General features: G+C 72.4%; 18 protein-coding genes. 12 read left to right on the top strand and 6 right to left on the bottom strand.

Annotated features, from left to right (window positions below):
- Nucleotides 1-117 precede the first annotated feature (117 nt).
- Entirely contained in the window at nucleotides 118-642 is a 525-nt protein-coding gene (locus IE260_RS08965; protein WP_189869948.1) for a PadR family transcriptional regulator, read from the top strand.
- Here IE260_RS08965 and IE260_RS08960 read toward each other — a convergent pair.
- On the bottom strand, nucleotides 628-1,524 hold the full coding sequence (locus tag IE260_RS08960; RefSeq protein ID WP_189869947.1) for an oxygenase MpaB family protein: 897 nt from the start codon (nucleotides 1,522-1,524) through the stop codon (nucleotides 628-630). The genes IE260_RS08965 and IE260_RS08960 overlap by 15 nt on opposite strands.
- Before the next feature lie 98 nt (nucleotides 1,525-1,622).
- Here IE260_RS08960 and IE260_RS08955 point away from each other — a divergent pair, with 98 nt between their 5' ends.
- The 3 genes from IE260_RS08955 (at nucleotide 1,623) to IE260_RS08945 (ending at nucleotide 4,518) form a co-directional block, all read left to right on the top strand.
- Nucleotides 1,623-1,919: a hypothetical protein gene (locus IE260_RS08955; protein ID WP_189869946.1), complete on the top strand. Its 297-nt coding sequence runs from the start codon at nucleotides 1,623-1,625 to the stop codon at nucleotides 1,917-1,919.
- Nucleotides 1,920-2,057: 138 nt separating this feature from the next.
- On the top strand, nucleotides 2,058-2,939 hold the full coding sequence (locus tag IE260_RS08950; protein ID WP_189869945.1) for a hypothetical protein: 882 nt from the start codon (nucleotides 2,058-2,060) through the stop codon (nucleotides 2,937-2,939).
- Between the two features lie 190 nt (nucleotides 2,940-3,129).
- Nucleotides 3,130-4,518: a tannase/feruloyl esterase family alpha/beta hydrolase gene (locus tag IE260_RS08945; RefSeq protein WP_189869944.1), complete on the top strand. Its 1,389-nt coding sequence runs from the start codon at nucleotides 3,130-3,132 to the stop codon at nucleotides 4,516-4,518.
- 3 nt (nucleotides 4,519-4,521) lie between these two features.
- Here IE260_RS08945 and IE260_RS08940 read toward each other — a convergent pair whose 3' ends face one another.
- Nucleotides 4,522-4,704 (bottom strand): tail-anchor membrane protein, encoded by a 183-nt coding sequence (locus IE260_RS08940; protein ID WP_086731275.1) that lies wholly within the window; start codon nucleotides 4,702-4,704, stop codon nucleotides 4,522-4,524.
- Between the two features lie 325 nt (nucleotides 4,705-5,029).
- Here IE260_RS08940 and IE260_RS08935 point away from each other — a divergent pair, with 325 nt between their 5' ends.
- Nucleotides 5,030-7,837 carry an SCO1167/SCO6262 family helicase gene (locus IE260_RS08935; RefSeq protein WP_373303325.1) on the top strand — a complete coding sequence of 936 codons (2,808 nt, stop codon included), beginning with the start codon at nucleotides 5,030-5,032 and terminating at the stop codon, nucleotides 7,835-7,837.
- Complete coding sequence (locus tag IE260_RS08930; protein WP_189869943.1) at nucleotides 7,834-9,099, top strand: SWF or SNF family helicase; 1,266 nt, start codon at nucleotides 7,834-7,836, stop codon at nucleotides 9,097-9,099. Before IE260_RS08935 ends, IE260_RS08930 begins: the two co-directional genes overlap by 4 nt.
- Nucleotides 9,100-9,756: 657 nt before the next feature.
- Here the strand turns inward: IE260_RS08930 and IE260_RS08925 are convergent.
- Nucleotides 9,757-10,203 carry an NUDIX hydrolase gene (locus tag IE260_RS08925; protein ID WP_189869942.1) on the bottom strand — a complete coding sequence of 149 codons (447 nt, stop codon included), beginning with the start codon at nucleotides 10,201-10,203 and terminating at the stop codon, nucleotides 9,757-9,759.
- Between the two features lie 276 nt (nucleotides 10,204-10,479).
- On the bottom strand, nucleotides 10,480-11,643 hold the full coding sequence (gene xylA, locus IE260_RS08920) for a xylose isomerase (protein WP_189869941.1): 1,164 nt from the start codon (nucleotides 11,641-11,643) through the stop codon (nucleotides 10,480-10,482).
- Between the two features lie 181 nt (nucleotides 11,644-11,824).
- On the opposite strand from xylA, the gene xylB reads away from it, so the two are divergent.
- The 6 genes from xylB (at nucleotide 11,825) to exaC (ending at nucleotide 19,662) form a co-directional block, all read left to right on the top strand.
- Complete coding sequence (gene xylB / locus IE260_RS08915; RefSeq protein ID WP_189869940.1) at nucleotides 11,825-13,270, top strand: xylulokinase; 1,446 nt, start codon at nucleotides 11,825-11,827, stop codon at nucleotides 13,268-13,270.
- A gap of 175 nt (nucleotides 13,271-13,445) precedes the next feature.
- Entirely contained in the window at nucleotides 13,446-14,654 is a 1,209-nt protein-coding gene (locus tag IE260_RS08910) for an ROK family transcriptional regulator (RefSeq protein WP_189869939.1), read from the top strand.
- 338 nt (nucleotides 14,655-14,992) lie between these two features.
- Nucleotides 14,993-16,006 (top strand): acetamidase/formamidase family protein, encoded by a 1,014-nt coding sequence (locus tag IE260_RS08905; RefSeq protein WP_189869938.1) that lies wholly within the window; start codon nucleotides 14,993-14,995, stop codon nucleotides 16,004-16,006.
- Between the two features lie 73 nt (nucleotides 16,007-16,079).
- Entirely contained in the window at nucleotides 16,080-16,637 is a 558-nt protein-coding gene (locus IE260_RS08900) for an N-acetylmuramoyl-L-alanine amidase (protein ID WP_189870054.1), read from the top strand.
- 107 nt (nucleotides 16,638-16,744) lie between these two features.
- Nucleotides 16,745-18,004, top strand: coding sequence for a GAF domain-containing protein (locus IE260_RS08895; RefSeq protein ID WP_189869937.1), 1,260 nt, complete (start codon nucleotides 16,745-16,747; stop codon nucleotides 18,002-18,004).
- A 134-nt stretch (nucleotides 18,005-18,138) separates the two neighbouring features.
- Nucleotides 18,139-19,662: an acetaldehyde dehydrogenase ExaC gene (gene exaC, locus IE260_RS08890; RefSeq protein WP_189869936.1), complete on the top strand. Its 1,524-nt coding sequence runs from the start codon at nucleotides 18,139-18,141 to the stop codon at nucleotides 19,660-19,662.
- A 501-nt stretch (nucleotides 19,663-20,163) separates the two neighbouring features.
- On the opposite strand, the gene IE260_RS08885 is transcribed toward exaC, so the two are convergent.
- A complete protein-coding gene (locus IE260_RS08885) occupies nucleotides 20,164-21,765 on the bottom strand; it encodes a sensor histidine kinase (RefSeq protein ID WP_229880564.1) in 1,602 nt (533 codons plus the stop codon).
- On the bottom strand, nucleotides 21,762-22,499 hold the full coding sequence (locus IE260_RS08880) for a response regulator transcription factor (protein WP_189869935.1): 738 nt from the start codon (nucleotides 22,497-22,499) through the stop codon (nucleotides 21,762-21,764). Before IE260_RS08880 ends, IE260_RS08885 begins: the two co-directional genes overlap by 4 nt.
- Between the last annotated feature and the right edge of the window lie 36 nt (nucleotides 22,500-22,535).

Raw genomic sequence — 22,535 nt, 5'->3', positions numbered from 1 at the left:
CCCTCGGTCGGGCAGCGACGTTCCCGCCCACGAGGAGAGGATACCTCGACTACGAGGTATTGCGTCAGTGGAGTATGAAGACACCGATGTACACCGGCGATGAGAGAGAATGCGGGCATGCTGGAGCTCGCCATCCTCGGATTCCTGTACGACGCCCCGCTGCACGGCTACGAACTGCGCAAGCGCATCACGGCGCTCACCGGGCACGTGCGTCCCGTCGCCGAGAGCACGCTGTACCCCGCGATCAAGCGTCTGGAGAAGGCGGGTCTCCTCGCGCGTGCCACGCAGCCCGGCTCCGTGGCCGCCCCGCGTCATGTCCTGACGCTCACCGAGGAGGGCCGGCAGGAACTCCGCCGCCGGCTCGCCGAGCCCGCCCAGCGCGACATCACCGACGAGAACCGCTGGTTCACGGTGCTCGCCTTCCTGCGGCACCTCGATGATTCCGCCGCCCAGGCCGCGGTGCTCCGCCGCCGGCTGGCCTTTCTGGAGGAGCCCGCCAGCTTCTTCTACGACGGTGACCGGCCACTGCGGGCCGAGGAACTGGACGACCCCTTCCGACGGGGCGTCCTGACCATCGCGCGGGCCACCTCACGGGCCGAACTCAGCTGGCTGAGGGACACGATCCGCTCACTCGACGGCTGACGCGTCGACGTGCCGCACGGGGCAGCCCCGTACGCCGGGAACCGGGCGGGTGCCCAGATCCTCCAGCCGGTAGCCGTTCGGGTAGCCCTTGACCTCCCAGTTCTGCCGGGCGTGGTGGGCGGCGCTCCGCGGTGGCATCAGTCGGACCGCACGGCCGCGCAGCCGTACCGCTCGGCGCACGAGCGCGCGGGTGGCGGGACTCGGCGGGGAGTAGCGGAAGGCCCGCAGCAGGGGATCGTCGAGCAGGGCCAGCGTGGCCGTGCGCAGCACAGGAGCGAGCGGGCGCGGGTACCAGGAGGTCATGAGGTCGAGCGTGGCGTCGGAAACCCGTCGCGCGCCCTCGTCCCAGGCGAAGTGGGCCGCCTCGTAGGCGTCGAGACAGGCTTCGAACTCCTCGTACGACTCGGGGATGTCCCTGATGCCCATGTGCCGCCCCAGCGTTCGGTAGTGAACAGCGCAGGCGATGGTCTCGTGGCGGGACAACCTGCGCCATCCGTAGGCGTCGATCCAGCGCTTGGGCATCACGACGAACGTGCACAGGACGTACCGCATGTCGTCGTTGCTGATGTCGTAGCTGCGGTGCATCTGGTTGACGCGGCGGATCGCCGTGCGCCCCTGTTCGCTGCCGAACCCGTGCTCGACGACGGCGTCGAGGAGCAGCACCGTGTCGTCGTACCGCTTCTGCGACCGGTCGGTCAGCTCCGCCGTTTCGGCCAGCAGCCGGCCGATGCTGGGGACGGCGTAGGTGCGGTAGAGGGCCAGCTCGAGCGCACGGGTGAAGTCCCACGGGAACTCGTAGGCCGATGCGAGCCGATAGATCTCCGAAGCGTCCCGGTACGGGTCCATCCGCCGGATCTGTCCCAGCCGCTCGAAGCGCTTCACCGTGGCCGTCCCCTTCTGCCGTCGAAGGTTCAACTCTACGTTGAACAGCAGGACATGAACGACCGGTCATGGCAACCACAGGGGGGAACGTGGTCAGCTTGTTCAGCAGTATCCGCGAGGCGTGGGGCAGATTCTCCGACGGTCGGCGTGCGGAGGGGAAACCGGGGCGGGAGACGCGCTCGCACAATCTCTTCGAGGCAGCCGCCACGTACGTCTCGGCGTGTGCGGAGGACGACCAGGAGCGGATGGACGAGGCGGCGGGCTGGGTCTCGCCCGAGGCGCTGTCGTTCGGGGTGAACGAGCTGGCGTGCCGGGCCGTCATCGCGCTCGCACGCGAACGCGGCGAGTCGACGCGGGACGTGGCCCGGGGGCTCCTCGGGCTTCCGGCAGTGTGAGCCACACGGCGTCACCGGTGGTCGATTTCGCCCCCTCCAGCCGGAAAACTGCAGCTCGGCCGCGCCGAGGAGTCGTGACAAGCGCCTTCCGGTCGCACTAGGGTGCGCGCCGATGGACGAACCGATGGGGAGGCTGGGATGGCCGGGACGGACGAGGACGCCGTCGCCGCCGAGGACGATGCGCTCTACGTGCTCACGGCGGTGCTGCTGACGCCGGCGAAGTTCCCGAGCGTGCTGGGCGACGACTATCCGGAGGCGTGCGCGGCGCTCGGTCTCCCGCCGCTGGCCGACGGTTACGGTCTGGTGCTCGGCCAGGACGGGGACGGCGCCCGGTGGACCGTCGTCATCGACGACGTCTCGCTGGTCGCGGTCGCCATCGCGTCCTGGGACTGCGGCATGGAGTACGACCTGTCGCCGGACGAGCGCACGGTCGTCGCCGCCTTGCCCGGCTGGCCTCTCGCGGTCGCCGTGGCGGCTCCCGGCGTGCCGGCGCCCCACGACCCCGGCCCCGAGTCCGCCGACCGGCCTCCGCTGTCGCCGCCGGACACCAGCCTGTGGGGGCCCGCGCAGCGGCGTCTCGGGGCCGACGAGATCGCCATGCAGTGGGCGCAGTGGCGGGAACAGGTCGACGACGCGGACTTTCCGGTGCCCAACGGCGGCTCCGGCTCCGTCGGGGGACCGGGCCGGGGGTCCGAGGAGACCGAGGAGGCGGGTGCCGAGGAAGAGGCCGAGGCCGGGCACGGGGCCGCGGGGCACAGCGGTGTCCGGCGGGTGCTCGCGGAGGTCCGGGCCTACGTCGACACTCCCCCTCCGCTCGGGCGGGTCCGGTCGTCGTTCGCGCCGGGCGACGCGCGGACCCTGCGCGCCGACGGCCCGGGCTGGTCGCTCGTGGCCAGGACCGACGACATCGCGTTCGTCCTGCTCGACGAGGAACCCGGTGAAGTGCTGCCGGTGGGCCGTGGACCGGAGCTGCCCGGGCTCCTGGAGGCCCTCGACAAGATGGCCGTACGGCCGAGCTGACACAGGCGTCCCGGGAGGTTTCCCCCTCTGCGGCGGGAAGCACCCTCTCCCCGACTGTCTTCAGCACCTATGCCCGGCCTTCCCTCCATGTGGCTTCAACCCATGGATGTGGTCGGGGTGGGCCCGCACCATGGGGCAGCCCTCGGCTGCAACGTCCGCCGTGACTCCCCGTCGTGCCCTGGAGGCCCCGATGCGTCTGTCCCGTGGTGTTCCGTTCCTGACCGCCGTCCTGACGGCAGCCACGCTCGCCGGGCCCGCCCCGGCCGCCGCGACGGTGGAGGGTCAGCACTGTGCACGCCAGGACCGCGTGCGCGTGCCGGGTGCGGAGTTCCAGCGCACCGCCTGTCTGGGCGACCTGACCACCACCGGGCTGGCGGGCACCCCGTACACCGACCTGGCCGACCAGGCCGGGCTGACGGCCGCCGCCACCCGCACACCGTCCGGCGTCCCGGGGATCCAGGTCGACGGCTACTTCCCGGATTCCTCGCGCTTCAACGCCACCCATGGCTGGCGGCACGACGCGCAGTTCGTGATCCGGCTGCCGGACCACTGGAACGGCGGCCTCGTCGTGACGGGCGCGCCGGGCACGCGCAAGCAGTACGCCACGGACCGGGCGATCTCCGACCGGGTCCTGGCCCAGGGGTATGCGTACGCCGCGACCGACAAGGGCAACAGCGGGGCGGACTTCTACCGGGACGGCCGCCGACCGGGGGACGCGGTGGCCGAGTGGAACAAGCGGACGACCGAACTCACCCGGGCGGCCCGGCGTGCGGTGGCCCAGCGCTACGGCCACGCGCCGCGCCGCACGTACATCGCCGGCATCTCCAACGGCGGCTACCTCACTCGCTGGCAGCTGGAGAACCACCCGGAGCTGTACGACGGCGGCGTGGACTGGGAGGGCGCGCTGTGGACCGCCGACGGACCCAACCTGCTCACGTCCCTTCCCCCGACGGTGGCCCGGATGTCCGGCGCGGCACGGGACGAGGACCTGTACGCGGTGGGCTTCGCGCGTGGCTCCGAGTTCCTGTGGCCGTACCACGAGAAGGCCTACTGGGGTCTGACGCAGAAGATCTACCGCGCCGAGTTCGACCCGTCCTACGATCCCGGCTGCCCCGGGCCGACCGCCGGCTCCTCGCTCGAGCAGATCCTGGCACCCTGCCCCGCCGACGCGGCGTACGACTACGCGGCGCGCCCCGCGTCCGTGCACCGCGCCGTGGCCCGCGTCGCCCTGACTGGTCGCATCGGCAAGCCGCTGATCACGCTGCACGGCGATCTCGACGCGCTGCTGCCCAAGTCGGCCGACTCAGACGTGTACGCGCGCATGGTGGACGCCAGCGGGCGAGGCGCGCTGCACCGCTACTACGCGATCCAGGGCGGAACCCACGTCGACGGGCTGTACGACACGTATCCGCAGCGGCTGCGGCCGATCCTGCCCTGCTTCCAGTCGGCGTTCGACGCGCTGGCCGGATGGGCGGAGCGGGGCACCCCGCCGCCTGCCGACCGGACGGTCGACAGGCCCGCGGACGGTGACGTGGTCAACTCCTGCTCCCTGGCCGACGGGTCCCCGAAGCGGGGTTAGCCGCTAACGGCCGAGCTCCTTGCGTGTCACGCGGCGCAGCCTGCGCCGCTGCGAGGGGTCCAGCGTCAGATATGCGGCGGCCGGAACTCCGAGCACGATCAGGAGGGCGGCCCACCAGGGCAGCCAGATCAACAGGATGAGCCCGGCCGCCACACCCCCTGCGGCGATCTTGGCGTTCTTCGACATGGTGTCGCCTCCTTCGCGGCCACTGCCGCTCTCTGTCCTGAAAACGGGCCCGCGCTCCCCGCGGTTCCGCACCGCGACCCTGAGACGTCCCTGAGACGGGACCCTTACGCCTCCCCGAGAACCCGTCACCGACTTCGTCCGGACGGGCCACGCCTCACCCGAACAGTGACCCAGAACACAGGTCGGGCACACCTCACCGACCCGGGAATCATGTACAGTCGGCGACCCGGATTCACTAGTCAAATTTGAGGAATACGTCATCACTGCGCAGCCGCCTCTCCCGGCAACATCCTCCGAGATCTCCGAACTCGCCCGCTGCCGAGCCGTGTTCGTCCCCGGTGATCCCGCACGCACCGGCAGCGTCGCCTTCTGGCGGGCCGACGGCGGGGCACCTTCGGCCGTCCCGTCGGCGGCCACCGAGGAACTGAGGGTCGTCGTGCCGGTGGGTGACGGCGACGGTGTCGAACTGGTGAGTGTGCCCGCGGTCCTACTGCCGGTGCGGGAGGCTCTGCCGGTCCTCACGCGCGCGCGTGCCTGCGCCGACGGGCACCGTGCGGCAATTTTCTGGGGCACGGCCGCCGTGGAAGCCCTGCATCTCGTGGCACGCGGGCTGCTCCTGCCCGGCCTGTCCGGGGCCGACCACGACGCCTGGCGCACCGGTGCGCTGGGCGCGCGGGACATCGAGCGGATCCGTCACCTCGCCGCCGCGATGCCGCCCGAGGCGCATGCCGTGCCGGTCGACGATTCCGGACCGCTGCGGCTGCCCGACCCGGAACGGCTGGTGCGTGCCTTCCTCGACGCCGTCGCCGACACGCTGCCCCGCTCCCCCGCCGCCGCACTGGTGACGGGCGGGCCGGCCTACGCGGCGCGGCATCCCGTGCACGCGCCCGAGCTGCGCGCCTGGGCCGCCGATGTGGCAGCGGGACACGACGCGGGCGTACGGCTGTCGCTGCGTGTCGAGGTGCGCGGCCTGTCGGCCGTGGCCGCCGAGGATGCGGCACCGGTCTTCCGGGCGGTACTGCAGGTCCACAGCGTGAGCGATCCCGCGCTCGTCGCGGACGCCGCCGACGTGTGGGCCGGCACCGTGGACGACGCCTTCGGCCCGCGCGCGCGGATGGACGCCCTGCTGGCACTGCGCGGTGCCGCACGGGCCTGGCCCACGCTCACGCCCCTGCTGTCGGCCGCCGTGCCGGATGCCGTCGAGCTCGCCGACGACGAGGTCACCGAACTCCTCGGAGCGGGCACCCGGGCACTCGCCGGCACGGGAGTCGAGGTGCACTGGCCGAAGGACCTGACCCGGGATCTGACCGCCCGCGCGGAGGTCGGGCCGTCCGACGACGAGCAACACTCGCGGGCGGTCTCTTCGGACGGCGGGACGTCCTTCCTCTCCGCGGACGCGCTGCTCGCCTTCAACTGGCGGTTCTCCCTGGGCGACCAGCGGCTCACCCGCGAGGAGCTGGACCGTCTCGCGGAGGCCAACCGTCCTGTGGTGCGGCTGCGCGACCAGTGGGTCCTCGTCGATCCGCAGGAGGCGCGCCGCGCCCGCGCGCAGCAGGATCGCAAGGTCACGCCCGTCGACGCGCTCGCCGCCGCCCTGACGGGTTCCACGGAGGTCGACGGGCGCCGCGTCGAGGTGCAGCCCACGGGATGGCTGGCGGCCTTGCGGGAACGGCTCGCCGACCCGGAGACGCAGGAGCCCGTCGACCAGCCGGCGGCCCTCGCCGCCACGCTGCGCGACTACCAGCGGCGCGGCCTGAACTGGCTGGCCCGCATGACTTCGTTGGGCCTGGGCTGCTGTCTCGCCGACGACATGGGCCTCGGCAAGACCATCACGCTGATCGCCCTCCACCTGCACCGGCAGACCCACGCGGCGACGGCCGGGCCCACCCTGGTGGTCTGCCCGACGTCCCTGATGGGCAACTGGCAGCGGGAGATCGAGCGGTTCGCGCCCGGCACGCCCGTTCGGCGCTTCCACGGCGCGCGGCGCGACCTGGCGGACCTGGCCGACGGCGAGTTCGTCCTCACCACCTACGGCACCATGCGCCTGGACGCGGGCCGGCTCGCCGCCGTGCCGTGGGGCATGGTCGTGGCGGACGAGGCCCAGCACGTGAAGAACCCGTACTCGGAGACCGCCCGGCAGCTGCGCTCCATCGGCGCACGCGCGCACGTGGCGCTCACGGGCACGCCGGTGGAGAACAACCTCTCGGAACTGTGGGCGATCCTCGACTGGGCCACCCCGGGGCTGCTGGGCCGGCTCGGCACCTTCCGCAGACGCTACGCGCGGGCCGTCGAGGGCGGTCAGGATCCGGCCGCGGCGGAGCGGCTGGCCCGGCTCGTCCGGCCGTTCCTGCTGCGCCGCCGCAAGTCGGACCCGGGCATCGCGCCCGAACTGCCTCCGAAGACCGAGACCGACCACCCCGTGTCGCTGACGCAGGAGCAGACCGGCCTGTACGAGGCCGTGGTGCGCGAGGCGCTCGCGGAGATCGCGGGCGCCGACAGCATGGCGCGGCGCGGGCTGATCGTGAAGCTGCTGACGGGCCTGAAGCAGATCTGCAACCACCCGGCGCAGTTCCTCAAGGAGGACCGCCCGAGGATCGCGGGCCGTTCGGGGAAGCTGGAGCTCCTGGACGAGCTGCTCGACACGATCCTCGCCGAGGAGGCGGGTGTTCTGGTCTTCACCCAGTACGTGCAGATGGCACGACTCCTCGAACGGCATCTGACCTCCCGGGGAGTGGCCTCGCTGTTCCTGCACGGCGGGACGTCCGTCACCGAGCGGGAGACGATGGTGCGCCGCTTCCAGGACGGCGAGGTGCCCGTCTTCCTGCTGTCGTTGAAGGCGGCGGGCACCGGGCTGAACCTCACGCGCGCGGAGCATGTCGTCCACTACGACCGCTGGTGGAACCCGGCCGTCGAGGCGCAGGCCACCGACCGCGCCCACCGCATCGGCCAGACCCGGCCCGTCCAGGTGCACCGGCTGGTGGCCGAGGGGACGATCGAGGACCGCATCGCCGCCCTGCTGAGCCGCAAGAAGGAGCTGGCCGACTCGGTGCTGGGGGCCGGCGAGGCGGCGCTCACGGAACTGACGGACGCCGAACTGGCCGATCTGGTCGAGCTGCGAGGGGGCGGGCGATGACCGCGTACGACGATGACACCGAGCGCACGTTCGCCGCGCTGCCGCCCGCGCACGGGCGGGGCTTCGCGCAGAGCTGGTGGGGCCTGGCCTGGCTGAAGGCGCTGGAGGACGCGGCACTGGACGCGGCGCAGGTGAAGACGGGCCGCAGGCTCGCGCGGGCGGGAGCGGTCGGCGCGGTGTCGGTGCGGCCAGGGCGCCTGACTGCCGTCGTCCAGGACCGGGACGGCACCGCGCACCGGGCCGACGTCCTGCTGGAGGAACTGCCGGACGAACAATGGGATCGCCTCGTCGACATGGCGGTCGAGCGGGCCGGTCATGTGGCCGCCCTGCTGGACCGCGAGATGCCACCGCACCTGGTCGAGGACGCCGCGACCGCAGGGATCGACCTGCTGCCGGGCCTCGGGGATCTGGAACCGCAGTGCGACTGCGGCGCATGGGACCACTGCGGGCACACAGCGGCGCTCTGCTACCAGGTGGCACGCCTCCTCGACCAGGACCCGTTCGTCCTGCTGCTGATGCGCGGACGAGGCGAACGCGCCCTGCTGGACGCCCTGCAGACGCACGGCGGCGCACCTGCCGAGCGTGCCCCCCGGCCGGAGGGCGTGGACGCGGCGGAGGCGTACGCGGCGGGGCACGTACTGCCTCCGCCGCCCGCAGCGCCCGGGCTGCCACAGGCGCCGGGTGTACCGCCGTCCCTGGACACCGAAACCGTGCCCGCGCCCGCGGTCGACCCGACCGCCCTGTCGTTCCTGGCCTCCCGAGCGGCGGCGGAGGCGCACCGTCTGCTCGCCGAGGCGCTGCGGTCCGGGCACGACCGGCATGCCGTGGACGGGGAGCCGACGGCGGCCGAGGACGCGGTGCGGCTGGCCGCGGGCGGCCCCGGACCGGCTGTGCTGGAGCGCCTGGCCGAGGGGTCGGGACGCACCCGGGAGGCGCTCGATACGGCCGTACGCGCTTGGCGGCTCGGAGGCCGCGCCGCGGTGGCCGTGCTCGAGGACGAGTGGGAGGTCGAGGGCGACGTGCTCGCACGCGCGCGTGCCGCCCTGGAGTCGGCGTGGGACGAGGACGAGCGGCCGTCCTTGCGGGCTCGGGCCAACCGATGGACCGTCGTCGACGCGCCGTACCAGCTCCGTCTGGACCGCGACGGCCGTTGGTGGCCCTACCGCGAGGAACGCGGCCATTGGGTGCCCGTGGCCGCCGCGTGCCAGGACCCGGCGACGGCGCTGGCCTCCGCCGCACTGGCGGCCGGGGACGATCTCTGAGGGACCCGGTCGGGCGCCGGAGGCGGACGCTAGCTGTCCGGAGTCCCGGTGCCGCCCCGTGCGGGTGCCAGGGCGTGCCCTGGGGTTCGCCGGACGCGCACACCGGGTCGGCACCGGATCCGGACGAGAACTGTCCGGAGTGCCGGTGCCACCACGGTACGGATGCCAGGGCGCGCCCTCGGGTTCGCCGGACGCGCACACCGGATCGGCACCGGATCCGGACGAGAACTGTCCGGCGTCCCAGTGCCACCACGGTACGGATGCCAGGGCGCGCCCTCGGGTTCGCCCGACGCGCACACCGGATAGGCACCGGATCCGGACGAGAACTGTCCGGCGTCCCAGTGCCACCACGGTACGGATACCAGGGCGCGCCCTGGGGTTCGCCCGACGCGCACACCGGATAGGCACCGGATCCGGACGAGAACTGTCCGGTGTCCGGGAGCTCCCGGTGGCGCACCGATCGCGCCCGCCGGACGGCGGTCGGGCGGCTCGTCTCGCCTCCGGTTACCGGCTCTGACCGGCGGTGTCCCGCTCGCCGGACCGGGGCATGACTTCGTGCCCCGACTCCCGGCCGAGTGGGTGCAGCGGCCCGGCAAGAGGCCCTGCGGGGCGGCGAGTGGGAGGCCGGCGTGCGCCTTCCCCCGGCCGCACCGTGCGCTACGCGGCCAGGGAGCCGGATTGCCTCAGCAGCGGCAGGACGTGGTCCGTGACGGCGGGCGCGAGCCGTACGTCGCGTTCGTGGCCGGAGATCCATTTCATGCCGGCGAGCTCCGCCGCGGGCCGGGGCAGCCCTTCGATGCGCGCCTGGAAGAGCGTCAGCCGCATGGGGACACCTTCCAGCGCCGCCACCGACTCGACGTGTGCCAGCAGACGGGGCTCCAGGGGGTGGACGCCCAGTTCCTCGTCCAGTTCGCGGGTCAGCGCCTCCAGCGGTTCCTCGCCCGCGTCGGGCTTGCCCCCCGGCAGGTAGAAGATCTCCGGTGCGGCCTGCTTGCTCACGACCAGCAGGCGGCCCCGCTGCACGATCGCCGCCGCGACCACGGCCAGCGACTCCTCCGAACCGGTGCCCCGGGCAACCGTCACTTCGCTCTTCTCACGCGTCATGGGTGCCATGCTCCCAGGGGCGACGACTGCTCGTTCCGCCCCCGGCCCGCTGCCGCCCGACGTCTGGCGTTCGTCCGGTGGGAGCGCGACCTTCCGTGCGGGGCCCGAGTCCAGCACCGGCACCGCACTTGCTGCCGCACGGCGTCCGGCAGCCGGCAGGGATCCGTTCCCGGAACACCGTCGCCTCGGGTCGGTCGCCAGGTGTCCGCCACCTGGGAGGTCGCTCCGGCCCCGTCCGCGAACCGGACGGGACCTGAGCCATCCGCCGGGGTCGGCTCAGCGGACGCCGAGCAGGTGGTCCATGGCGAGTTGGTCGAGCTGCTCGAAGGCCATGCCGCGGGCGGCGGCCGCGTCGGCGTCGAAGGTGTCGTAGGCGGACGCGTCGGCGAGCAGACCGGCCAGTCCGTCCGGGGCGGTGGGCTGGGCGAGCTGGTCCAGGCGGGCCGCTGCGAGGGCTTCCTGCACAGCCGGGTCGGCACGGAAGGCGGCGGCGCGGTCCTTGAGGATCAGGTAGTTGCGCATGCAGCCCGCGGCGGACGCCCACACCCCGTCGATGTCCTCGGTACGCGGCGGCTTGAAGTCGAAGTGCCGCGGACCGGCGTACCCCGCCGACTCCAGCAGGTCCACCAGCCAGAACGCGGAGCGGAGGTCACCGGCACCGAACCGCAGGTCCTGGTCGTACTTGATCCCGGACTGGCCGTTGAGATCGATGTGGAACAGCTTGCCCGCCCACAGCGCCTGCGCGATACCGTGCGGGAAGTTCAGCCCCGCCATCTGCTCGTGCCCGACCTCCGGGTTCACCCCGTACAGCTCGGGCCGCTCGAGCCGCTCGATGAACGCCAGGGCGTGGCCCACCGTGGGCAGCAGGATGTCCCCACGCGGCTCGTTCGGCTTCGGCTCGATCGCGAACTTCAGGTCGTAGCCCTGCTCCGTGACGTACTCGCCCAGCAGATCGAAGGCCTCCTTCATCCGCTCCAGCGCGTCCCGGACGTCCTTGGCGGCACCCGACTCCGCTCCCTCGCGGCCACCCCAGGCGACGTACACGCGCGCGCCCAGTTCCACGGCCAGATCGATGTTCCGGATCGTCTTGCGCAGCGCGAATCGCCGCACGTCCCGGTCGTTGGCGGTGAACGCCCCGTCCTTGAACACCGGATGCGTGAACAGGTTCGTCGTCGCCATCGGCACCTTCATGCCGGTCGCGTCCAGCGCCTGCCGGAACCGCTTGACGATCGCCTCCCGCTCGCTGTCGCCGGCCCCGAACGGGATCAGGTCGTCGTCGTGGAAGGTCACCCCGTAGGCGCCCAGCTCGGCCAGCCGCCGCACCGACTCCACCGGGTCCAGCACCCCCCGGGTGGCATCACCGAAGGGGTCCCGGCCCTGCCAGCCGACCGTCCACAAACCGAACGTGAACTTGTCCTCGGGGGTGGGCTGATAGTTCATTCCGCGGCTCCTTGCTCGCTCGCCCCTATTTCGTCATGGCAGTTTACAAATTAGTATGCGGACGCGTCCCTGGGAAGGGACAAGGTGTCCTCGAAAGAGTGGCGTCCGGGTCACACCGACCCGGATGCACCGCAAAACCCCAGGTCAGATGCCGCAGAGCCGCGGAAGAGGGAGTAGCCCGATGTCAGCAGCCGAGGGTCCGCTCGTCGTCGGCGTGGACACGTCCACCCAGTCCACGAAGGCGCTGGTCGTCGACGCGGCCACCGGCCGGGTCGTCGCGAGCGGCCAGGCACCCCACGCCGTGTCCTCCGGGGCCGGCCGTGAGAGCGACCCGCGCCAGTGGTGGGACGCCCTGTGCCAGGCGCTGAGCCAGTGCGGCGAGGCGGCGCACGAGGCCGCCGCGGTGTCGATCGGCGGGCAGCAGCACGGACTCGTCACCCTGGACGACCGGGGCGAACCGGTGCGTCCTGCCCTGCTGTGGAACGACGTGCGCTCCGCGCCGCAGGCCCGCCGCCTGGTCGAGGAACTGGGCGGCCCCAAGACCTGGGCGGAGCGCACGGGCAGCGTGCCCAGCGCGTCCTTCACGGTCACCAAGTGGGCCTGGCTGGCGGAGCACGAACCGGAGTCGCTCCGCGCGACCAGGTCCGTCCGTCTCCCCCACGACTACCTCACCGAGCGCCTCACGGGTCAGGGCACCACCGACCGCGGCGACGCGTCCGGTACCGGCTGGTGGGCGTCCGGGACGGAGTCGTACGACGAGGAGATCCTCGCGCACGTGGGGCTCGATCCGGCGCTGCTGCCGCGGGTGGTGCGGCCCGGTGAGGTCGCCGGCACCGTGCGCGACAGCCACGACCTGCCGTTCTCCAAGGGCACCCTGGTCGCCCCCGGCACCGGCGACAACGCCGCCGCCGCGATGGGACTCGGTCTGCGGCCGGGGGTGCCGGTGATGAGCCTCGGTACGTCCGGCACGGTGTACGCCGTGTCGCGGCACCGGCCCGCCGACCCGACCGGCACCGTGGCGGGCTTCGCCGACGCGCACGGCGACTGGCTGCCCCTGGCCTGCACCCTGAACTGCACCCTCGCCGTCGACCGCGTCGCCGCCCTGCTGCGCCTGGACCGCGACGCCGTCGAGCCGGGCACGAGCGTCACCCTCCTGCCCTACCTGGACGGCGAACGCACCCCGAACCTGCCCGACTCCTCGGGCCTGCTGCACGGCCTGCGCCACGACACGACCCCCGGCCAACTGCTGCAGGCCGCCTACGACGGAGCCGTCCACTCCCTGCTCGGCGCGCTCGACCTGGTCCTCGACGAGGAAGCGGACCCCTCCGCTCCACTCCTGCTGATCGGTGGCGGCGCACGCGGGACGGCCTGGCAGCAGACCGTGCGACGGCTGTCGGGACGCCCCGTCCTGATCCCCGAGGCCAAGGAGCTCGTCGCCCTCGGCGCCGCGGCGCAGGCGGCCGGTCTGCTGACCGGAGAGGACCCGGCCGCTGTCGCCCGGCGCTGGAACACGGCGGCCGGTCCGGTGCTCGAGGCGGTCGAACGGGACGAGGCGACGCTGACCAGGATCGCCGGGGTACTCTCCGACGCGGCCCCGCTGCTGGAGCGGAGCGCGGACAAGCGCTGACGGACGCGTTCCCGCGGGCGACGCCCTCCACGGCTCGTCCGGGAGTGTGCCCGCGGGCGCCCTGCCGATCGGACCGCCGGAGAACGCGTCCCCGCGGACAGCCCTCGGCGGGCACCGAGGGAGACGTCCGCCGGACATCCGCCGAAGGACACGTGACCGAGGACTGACGTCAGGCATGACCGCACCGCCGCACGAAGCACACCCCGCCCGCACCGGGCGTTCCCTGCCGGACACCCAGCAGGGCATGCGCCGTCGCAACCTGGCCCGGGTGATGCACACCGTCAGCTCCGAGGGGCCGCTGTCCCGGGCCGCCGTCGCCTCACGGATCGGTCTGACGCGCGCGGCGGTGTCGACGCTGGTGGACGAGCTCATCCGGTCGGGTCTGCTGGAGGAACTGGGCCCCGAGCGTCCCGGCAGGGTGGGCCGCCCCGGATCGGCGCTCGCGGTCAGCGCGAACGGCCCGGCGGGCATCGGCGCCGAGGTCGGAGTCGACCACCTCGCGGTCTGCGCGGTCGACCTGCGCGGCCGGGTGCGCTCACGGGCCGTGCGGTACGGCAGCAACCGGAGCCGCTCGCCGGCGCCGGTGATCGAGCAGCTCACCGGGCTGGTGCGGCGGGTCGTCGACGAGGCGGAGGGCGAGGGGCTGTGGCCGGCGGGGCTCGCCGTGGCCGTACCGGGCCTCGTGGCGCGGGACGCCCGGACCGTCGTGCGCGCCCCGAACCTCGACTGGCACGACGCGGACCTCGGTGCGCTGCTGCCCGCCGGCCTGCCCCTGACCGTGGACAACGAGGCCAACTTCGGCGCGCTCGCCGAACTCTGGCTCGGCGACGGCACGCCTCGGGACTTCCTGCACGTCTCGGCCGAGATCGGCATCGGTGCCGCCGTGGTCGTCGACGGGCGGCTGCTGCGGGGGACCCGCGGGTTCGCGGGTGAGCTGGGACACGTGCCCGTGCATCCCGACGGGCCGGAGTGCGCCTGCGGCGGGCGCGGGTGTCTGGAGCAGTACGCCGGCGAGAAGGCGGTGCTGCGCGCGGCCGGAGTGGAGGCGGGCGAGGACCGCGTCGGACTGCTCGCGGGGCGCGCCGAGGAGGGCGACGAGGCCGTGCGGCGTGCGCTGCGCGAGGCGGGAACGGCGCTCGGGATCGCCCTGACGGGTGCGGTGAACCTGCTGGATCCCGAGAGTGTGGTGCTGGGCGGTGCCCTGGCCGGACTGGCTCCCTGGCTGCTGCCGTCGCTGCGGGCCGAGCTGGCCCGGCGTACGGCGGGCCCGGCCTGCCCCGTCTCCGTGTCGGAGCTGGGTCCGCAGGGGCCGCTGCTCGGCGCCGCGCACTCGGTGGTCCGGGCTGTGCTGGACGATCCGGCGGCGGTGGCGGAGCGCGTCTGACCGATGTGCCGGGCCCGGGCCCACCGCGTGGCGCGTGGCCGGGACGGGATCTTCTCACCCGGGCTGCGCGCCGTCGCGCTCGAGCCGCAAGCCTCACGCTCGGTCCTCGTTCTCCCTCATGACTCGCCCTTCTCCTGGCCCACTCGGGCGAGTTGCTCACTCGATCGAGTGAGCGAGTTGTCCACAAGCCGGGGGCCGTCCACCGTGCCACGGTGTCCTCTTCTGCCCAACACGTCGGCGCCGTACGGTGATTCGCACGGACGCGGCCGTCACGACGACGGTCGGGTGTGTCCCCTTCCCGTCTCGACCGGCATGCGGCAGAACGGAGCTGTGCAGCGATGAGCGATCCCCGGATCCTGACCGTGCGACCCCAACCGGACGAGTACGCCTGGACGTTCGGCGGCGCACCGCCCGTGGCCCGGATCGCGCCCGGCACGGTCCTCGATGTGTACACGGAGGACTGCTTCGCCGGCCGGGTGCGGTCCGAGAAGGACCTGGTGTCCGAGGTGTGCGAGTTCCCCTACCTCAACCCCCAGACGGGGCCGTTCCACGTGGAGGGCGCGGAGCCCGGGGACACGGTCGCGGTCCACTTCGTGTCGGTCGAACCGGCCCGGGACTGGGCCGCTTCGACCACCGTTCCCCTGTTCGGTGCGCTGACCTCCACGCACACCACGGCCACGCTTCAGCCACCGCTCCCTGAGACCGTGTGGATCTGGCAGCTCGACCGGGCACGCCGCACGGCGCTGTTCCGGGCGCGGGACAGTGACATCGAGCTGGAGCTTCCTCTCGACCCGATGCACGGCACGGTGGGTGTGGCCCCGGCCAACCTGGAGGTGCGCTCGGCGCTGGTGCCCGACGCCCACGGCGGGAACATGGACACGCCGGAGATGCGGGCCGGCGTCACCTGCTACCTCGGGGTCAACGTGGACGGCGCGTTGCTCAGCCTCGGCGACGGGCACGCCCGGCAGGGCGAGGGGGAAACCTGCGGCGTCGCCGTCGAGTGTGCGATGAACACTGTGGTGATCGTCGAACTGCTCAAGGGCGTGACCACGTCCTGGCCGCGCATCGAGTCGGACACGCACATCATCTCGACGGGCTCGGCGCGTCCGCTCGAGGACGCCTTCCGGATATCCCAGCTGGACATGGTGCAGTGGCTGGTGCGCGACTACGGGTTCAGTGAGCTGGACGCGTACCAGTTCGCCACCCAGGCCGTCGAATCTCCCGTGGCCAACGTCTGCGACACCAATTACACCTGCGTGGCCAAGATCCGCAAGGAGTGGCTGCCGGCGCGCGAGACTCACCGCGGAGTGCACGCGCGGCTGCGCGAGACGGCGGCCACGCTGCGGAACTGACGACTCCCCCCACCGACGAAAGGCAGTTCCCGTGGAACGGGCTACACCGATTCCCAGCAGGCGGCGGCTCCTGATGGGCGCCGCGCTCGCCACCGTGCCGACCGCACTGCTCACCGGCGTGCGGGCCGGCGCACGGCCCCAGGACGTCGACTACCCGTCCGCCGAGTGGCAGGCGGCCAGCACCTCCAACTACACCCCGTCGGACCGCCCCACGGCCTACTCCCTGAACTACGTGGTCGTCCACGTCACCCAGGAGACCTACGCCGACACCCTGTCCATCTTCCGGGACCCGAAGACGCAGGTGTCCGCCCACTACGTCGTCCGATCCGCCGACGGGCACGTCGCGCAGTGCGTCCGCGAGGCGGATGTCGCCTGGCACGCGGGGAACTGGGACTACAACACTCGCAGCATCGGCATCGAGCACGAGGGCTGGGTGGACCAGGCGGCGTATTTCACCGACGCGATGTACGAGCAGTCGGCGAGACTCACCGCGGCGATCTGCACCAAGTACGGCATCCCCAAGGACCGCGAACACATCATCGGGCACCACGAGGTACCGGGCAGCGACCACACGGATCCGGGGCCGCTGTGGGACTGGTCCCGCTACATCAGACTGGTCAACTTCGCCTGACGAAGACGGACGGGCACGTTCGGGTGAGCCGACCGGTCGAAGAGGTTGTCCATGCCTGTCCCCGGAGCGACGATGTCCCCAGTCGCATCGCCGTCCGGGAGGCCGAGTTGACCGATCCGTGGCTCGCTCTGGAACCGGGAGCCGACCCCGTCGAACGGGCGCGGGCGCTGCATCGGGCCCACGAGGCGTTCACCGAGGCGGGCACGGTGCCGCGGCCGGTGCGGGCCGTGGTGGCGGAGTCGTGGCGGCGTTCGGTGCGGGCCGGGGTCGGCCCGGACGGCACGGCGAGCGTGGAGCTCATGGACGGCGATCTGGGCGCCTACCGGGCCGAGCATCCGCTGGCGCGGGTGATGCCGCTGGTCCGCGAGCTCCTGGGCACCTTCGCCGCGGACGGCGAGCATCTGCTCGCGGTGTGCGACGCGCACGGCAGGCTGCTGTGGGTCGAGGGCGATCCGGCCACTCGGCGCCGCGCCGGCCGGATGAACTTCGTGCCGGGTGCCCGGTGGGCGGAGTCCGCGGTCGGAACCAACGCGCCGGGCACGGCGGTGGCCGTCGGCCGGCCGGTACAGGTGTTCGCGGCCGAGCACTTCATCCGGCGGGTGCAGCCATGGACGTGTGCGGCGGCCCCGGTGCACGATCCGCGCACCGGCCGGGTGCTCGGTGCCGTGGACATCACCGGCGGGAACGGGCTGGCCCATCCGCACAGCCTTGGTTTCGTCCAGGCGGTCGCCCGTGCCGCCGAGTCCCAGCTGGCGCTGCTGATGCCGGAGCGGCCCGACGCCGACGCGGCCGAGCTGACCGCGTTGGGCCGTGACGAAGCCGTGCTGAGCGTCGGTGGTCACCGGATCCGGCTCAGTCGACGGCACAGCGAGATCGTCGTGCTCCTGGCCCAGCATCCGGAGGGGCTGACCGGTGACGAGCTGCTGTGCGCGCTGTATGAGGACGAGACGGTGACACCGGTGACGTTGCGGGCCGAACTCGCCCGGCTGCGCCGGGTTCTGGGGCCCGGCCGGCTGGCCTCGCGCCCGTACCGGCTCACGGTGCCCGTCGAGTCCGACCTCGCAGTCGTCGAGCGGCGCCTGCGGGTCGGCGCGGTGACGGCGGCGGCGACGGCGTACGCCGGCCCGCTGCTGCCCGGTTCACAGGCTCCGGCGGTGGCACGGCTCAGGCGCCGGCTCGCCGACGGTCTGCGCACGGCGCTGATCGCCTGTGGCGATCCCGACCTGCTGGCCGACTGGGCGCACGCGCCGTGGGGCGAGGACGACCTCGACGTCTGGCGCGCGCTGACCGCCCTGCGGCCCACGGCGGCGGCCCGGTCCCGGCTGGCCGCGCTGGAGTCCGAACTGGCCGCGCCGGACGTGTGGTGACGGCCCCGCACGTGAGCGGTGCCCTGGCGCCCGGGGCCGCGGCGCACGCAACGTCGCTGCAACGTCCCGCTCCCTAGCTTCGCGGGGAGAGCTGCCCAACGGCGGGCAGGGCTTGACGAGGGAGGCAGAACAGGATGACCCGTTACGCGGCGCCCGGCACCGAGGGCGCGATCGTCTCCTACCAGCCGCGTTACGACCACTTCATCGGCGGGGAGTACGTGCCGCCGGCGGGCGGGCAGTACTTCGAGAACCCGTCACCGGTGAACGGTCAGCCGTTCACCGAGGTGGCTCGGGGTACGGCGGAGGACGTGGAGCGTGCGCTCGACGCGGCGCACGAGGCCGCCCCCGGCTGGGGCCGTACCTCGGTGACCGAGCGTTCCGACATCCTGCTGAAGATCGCCGACCGCATGGAGGCGAACCTGGAGCGGCTCGCGGTCGCCGAGAGCTGGGAGAACGGCAAGCCGGTGCGCGAGACACTGGCGGCCGACATCCCGCTCGCCATCGACCACTTCCGCTACTTCGCGGGGGCGATCCGCGCCCAGGAGGGCTCGCTCGGCGAGGTCGACGACGACACGGTGGCGTACCACTTCCACGAGCCGCTGGGCGTGGTGGCGCAGATCATCCCGTGGAACTTCCCCATCCTGATGGCGACCTGGAAGCTCGCCCCCGCCCTCGCCGCCGGCAACGCGGTGGTCCTGAAGCCCGCCGAGCAGACACCGGCCTCGATCCACTACTGGCTGAGCCTGGTGGCGGACCTGCTGCCGCCGGGCGTCCTGAACGTCGTCAACGGCTTCGGGGTCGAGGCGGGCAAGCCGCTCGCGTCGAGCCCGCGGGTGGCGAAGGTGGCGTTCACCGGTGAGACGACCACCGGGCGGCTGATCATGCAGTACGCCTCGGAGAACATCAAGCCGGTCACCCTGGAGCTCGGTGGCAAGTCGCCGAACATCTTCTTCGACGACGTGTGGGCGCAGGACGACGACTTCCGCGACAAGGCGCTCGAAGGCTTCACGATGTTCGCGCTCAACCAGGGCGAGGTGTGCACCTGCCCGTCCAGGGCGCTGATCCAGCGGGGCAACTACGCCGAGTTCGTCGAGGCCGCGGTCGCCCGCACGGAGCTGATCACGCCGGGGCACCCGCTGGACACAGACACGATGATCGGCGCCCAGGCTTCGAACGACCAGCTGGAGAAGATCCTCTCCTACTTCGACATCGGCCGGCAGGAGGGTGCCAAGGTCCTGACGGGCGGGGAACGCGTCGAGCACGACGGCGAACTGAAGGGCGGTTACTACGTCCGGCCGACGATCTTCGAGGGCCACAACCGCATGCGGATCTTCCAGGAGGAGATCTTCGGCCCTGTCGTGTCCGTGACCTCGTTCAACGACTTCGACGACGCCATCAAGGTCGCCAACGACACGCTGTACGGCCTCGGTGCCGGTGTGTGGACCCGTGACATCAACACGGCGTACCGCGCGGGCCGCGCGATCCAGGCGGGCCGCGTCTGGACGAACTGCTACCACGCCTATCCGGCGCACGCCGCCTTCGGCGGCTACAAGCAGTCGGGGATCGGGCGGGAGACGCACAAGATGATGCTGGAGCACTACCAGCAGACGAAGAATCTGCTGGTGTCATACTCGCCGAAGAAGCTCGGCTTCTTCTAGAGGCACGAGGAAGGGCGCCTGACCTGGGTTTTCACCCGTCAGGCGCCCTTCACTCGACCCGCTCAGGCCACGGCCTGGTTTGCGCGCTCGATGAGGCGGTTGGCCTGCTCCCGCACGCCGTCCAGGAACTTGGCGTAGTGGCGGAAGAGGACCTCGATGCTCTGACCGGCCCGGCGGGCGCAGCCGGCTCCACACCGGAGTAGAGCCAGAACGAGATCCCGGCGTGCCGGAGATCGCAGGGTCGCTTGGCCGGCCCAGAGGCGCGTTTCGTGCGGGTCAGAACGTACTCCCGTGGCCCTCGCCCAGGTCGCGTCATACGCTGCGGCGTCCACATAGTTGCCCTTCTGGTTCCGGAACAGCCGGCCGTCTGGCGCCACCCCGAACCGATCGATGTGCGCACGGAGGAGGAGCACGAACTGCGGCGGGACAGGCACAGGCCGGGTCGCGGAAGCCGCGCGGCGCTTGGGTGAATGCGCCTCGTTCGGGTGAGCTGTCAGGACCTCAGAGCGTCGGACGAGCGTCATTCCAGGATTTCTCGCTCAGCTCGTCACGCAGGTGGTCGTCCTGCGGCGGATCGGGCAGGGGCAGCAGGATGCGGAAGGTGCAGCCCTGGCCGGGGGCGGTGTCGAGGGTGATGCGGCCGGCGTGGGCGGTGACGAGGGCGTGGGCGATGGTGAGGCCGAGGCCGGAGCCGCCGGTGGCGCGGGTGCGCGAGTCGTCGGTGCGGTAGAAGCGGTCGAAGACGTGGTCGCGTTCGGTGGCGGTGAGGCCGGGCCCCTGGTCGGCGACTTCCAGGACGGCGTGGGGCCCAACGATGCCGACGCCGATACGGATGGGAGTGCCGGGAGGGGTGTGGGTGACGGCGTTGCCGATGAGGTTGGTGACGACCTGGCGCAGCCGGGCCTCGTCGGCGTGCGCGGGAGCAGTGGCGGGTTTTCCGCCGCCGGGCCCGGTCAGGGTCACCGGGCGCGTGGGGTCCAGTGCACGTACGTCGTGGAGGGCGTCGGCGGCCAGGGTGCGCAGATCCATGGGGGCGAGGTCGAGGCCGAAGGCGGGCGCGCGGCCGGCGGTTGTGCCGTCGACGCCCGTGCGCTCGGTGTCCTCATCGAGGCGGGCGAGAAGGAACATCTCCTCGACGAGCCGTGTGAGGCGTTCGGACTCCTCCGCGATCCGGGTCATCGTCTTGTCGACATCCTCGCGGGTGGGCATCGCGCCCATGCGGTACAGGTCGGTGTAGCCCTTGATACCGACGAGTGGCGTGCGGAGCTCGTGGCTGGCGTCGGCGAAGAAGCGCCGGCTTCGCGCCTCGGCTTCCGCGCGGGCGCGGAAGGCCGTGTCGATGCGGTCGAGCATCTGATTGAGGCAGGCGGTGAGGCGTCCCACCTCGGTGTGCGGCGCGGCCAGTTCGGGGACGCGGTGGGAGTAGTCGCCGGACGTGATCGCGGTCGCGGTCTTCTCGATCCGGGTCAGCGGGCGCAGTCCGGAGCGGACGGCGAACCAGCCGGCGGCCCCCAGGACCGCGAGCAGGACGACGCCTGCCGTCAGGAAGAGGTTCCGGGTCTTGGCGATGGTGCGGTCCACCTCCTCCAGCGAGGTGGCCACGACGACACTCCCGCGGGTCTCGGAGCGGTCGGGCGCGAAGACCTGGGCGGGTTGGGTCAGGGCGATGACCCGCCAGCTGTCCTCGCCCTCACGTGCGGGCACGGTGAAGGGCCTGCCCTCGTGGGCGAGGACGGCCGCGCGGTCGAGGCGGGGCAGGTCGGGGCCGCCGCCCGGTGGCGCGGTGCTGGCGTCGAACGCACTGCGGATGGCACCGGTGTCGTCCACATACGTCACGACGGTGTCGCCGAGCACGCTGATGGCCCGCACACTCGGCGGGGTGTCGGTGCCGGCAGGAGAAGCCAGCCGGGCGGCGACCTGGCCGATCAGGGCGAGCCGGTCGTCGACCCGGCCCTGGAGGTAGCCGTGCAAGGTCGTGGTGACGAGCAGGCCCATGCCGAAGAGGCCGACGGCGACCAGGGCGAAGGACAGGCACAGCAGGCGGGTGCGCAGCGACAACCGGCCCAGCCACGCCCTGGGTGACGTCAGGTCGGGGCGCTTCACGGCCGGGGCTCGCGGATGACGTAGCCGACGCCGCGGACGGTATGGATGAGTTTGGGCCCGTCGGTGTCGACCTTACGGCGCAGATAGCTGATGTAAGTGTCGACGATGCTGGGGTCGCCACCGAAGTCGTACTCCCACACGCTGTCCAGGATCTGGTTCTTCGTCACGGTCCGTCCAGCGTTGGCGACCAGGAAGTGCAGCAGGCGGAACTCGGTCGGGGACAGCCGCACGGTCCGGCCCGCCCGGGTGACATGGTGGCTGTCGGGTTCGAGGTACAGATCGCCGACAGCGAGGCGGGCCGGCAGCTCGCCGCGGGTGCGGCGCAGTACGGCGTGGATACGGGCGATCAGTTCCTCGAGGTCGAAGGGCTTGGTGACGTAGTCGTCGCCGCCGAGGGCCAGTCCGTTCAGCCGGTCCTGCCGGTCCTCGCGTGCGGTGACGAAGAGGACCGGCACGTCGCCACCCCGTCCGGGCACCGGTGACCGGGGCTGGGCGCGCAGCCGGCGAATCACCTCGAAGCCGTCCATGTCCGGGAGCATGACGTCGAGGAGGACGAGGTCGGGGGTGTGCCGTGCGGCCCGGTCGAGGGCTTCCTGGCCGGATGCGGCGGCGTCCACATCGAAGCCGGCGTAGCGCAGGGCGGTGCGCAGCAGTTCCCGGACGGTGGGCTCGTCGTCGACGACGAGCAGGTGGTCCGGGCGGTCAGCGGTGTGTGAGGGGGGTGTGGGTGCCATGATCGTTGTCGCCGCCTTCCCGGATGCCACGGTGCC

The organism is Streptomyces viridiviolaceus (assembly GCF_014650995.1).
GTDB classification, from domain to species: Bacteria; Actinomycetota; Actinomycetes; order Streptomycetales; family Streptomycetaceae; genus Streptomyces; species Streptomyces viridiviolaceus.
Note: the sequence above shows the minus strand (reverse complement) of the source record. Positions and strands in the feature narration are given on the sequence as shown.

Bases quoted from the DNA above. Each gene is read 5' to 3' on its own strand.
- IE260_RS08945 (WP_189869944.1), top strand. From the start codon at position 3,130: ATGCGTCTGTCCCGTGGTGTTCCGTTCCTGACCGCCGTCCTGACGGCA.
- IE260_RS08940 (WP_086731275.1), bottom strand. From the start codon at position 4,704: ATGTCGAAGAACGCCAAGATCGCCGCAGGGGGTGTGGCGGCCGGGCTC.
- IE260_RS08880 (WP_189869935.1), bottom strand. From the start codon at position 22,499: ATGGCACCCACACCCCCCTCACACACCGCTGACCGCCCGGACCACCTG.
- IE260_RS08965 (WP_189869948.1), top strand. From the start codon at position 118: ATGCTGGAGCTCGCCATCCTCGGATTCCTGTACGACGCCCCGCTGCAC.
- IE260_RS08900 (WP_189870054.1), top strand. From the start codon at position 16,080: ATGGGCGCCGCGCTCGCCACCGTGCCGACCGCACTGCTCACCGGCGTG.
- xylB (WP_189869940.1), top strand. From the start codon at position 11,825: ATGTCAGCAGCCGAGGGTCCGCTCGTCGTCGGCGTGGACACGTCCACC.
- IE260_RS08910 (WP_189869939.1), top strand. From the start codon at position 13,446: ATGACCGCACCGCCGCACGAAGCACACCCCGCCCGCACCGGGCGTTCC.
- IE260_RS08950 (WP_189869945.1), top strand. From the start codon at position 2,058: ATGGCCGGGACGGACGAGGACGCCGTCGCCGCCGAGGACGATGCGCTC.
- IE260_RS08930 (WP_189869943.1), top strand. From the start codon at position 7,834: ATGACCGCGTACGACGATGACACCGAGCGCACGTTCGCCGCGCTGCCG.
- exaC (WP_189869936.1), top strand. From the start codon at position 18,139: ATGACCCGTTACGCGGCGCCCGGCACCGAGGGCGCGATCGTCTCCTAC.
- IE260_RS08925 (WP_189869942.1), bottom strand. From the start codon at position 10,203: ATGACGCGTGAGAAGAGCGAAGTGACGGTTGCCCGGGGCACCGGTTCG.
- IE260_RS08905 (WP_189869938.1), top strand. From the start codon at position 14,993: ATGAGCGATCCCCGGATCCTGACCGTGCGACCCCAACCGGACGAGTAC.
- xylA (WP_189869941.1), bottom strand. From the start codon at position 11,643: ATGAACTATCAGCCCACCCCCGAGGACAAGTTCACGTTCGGTTTGTGG.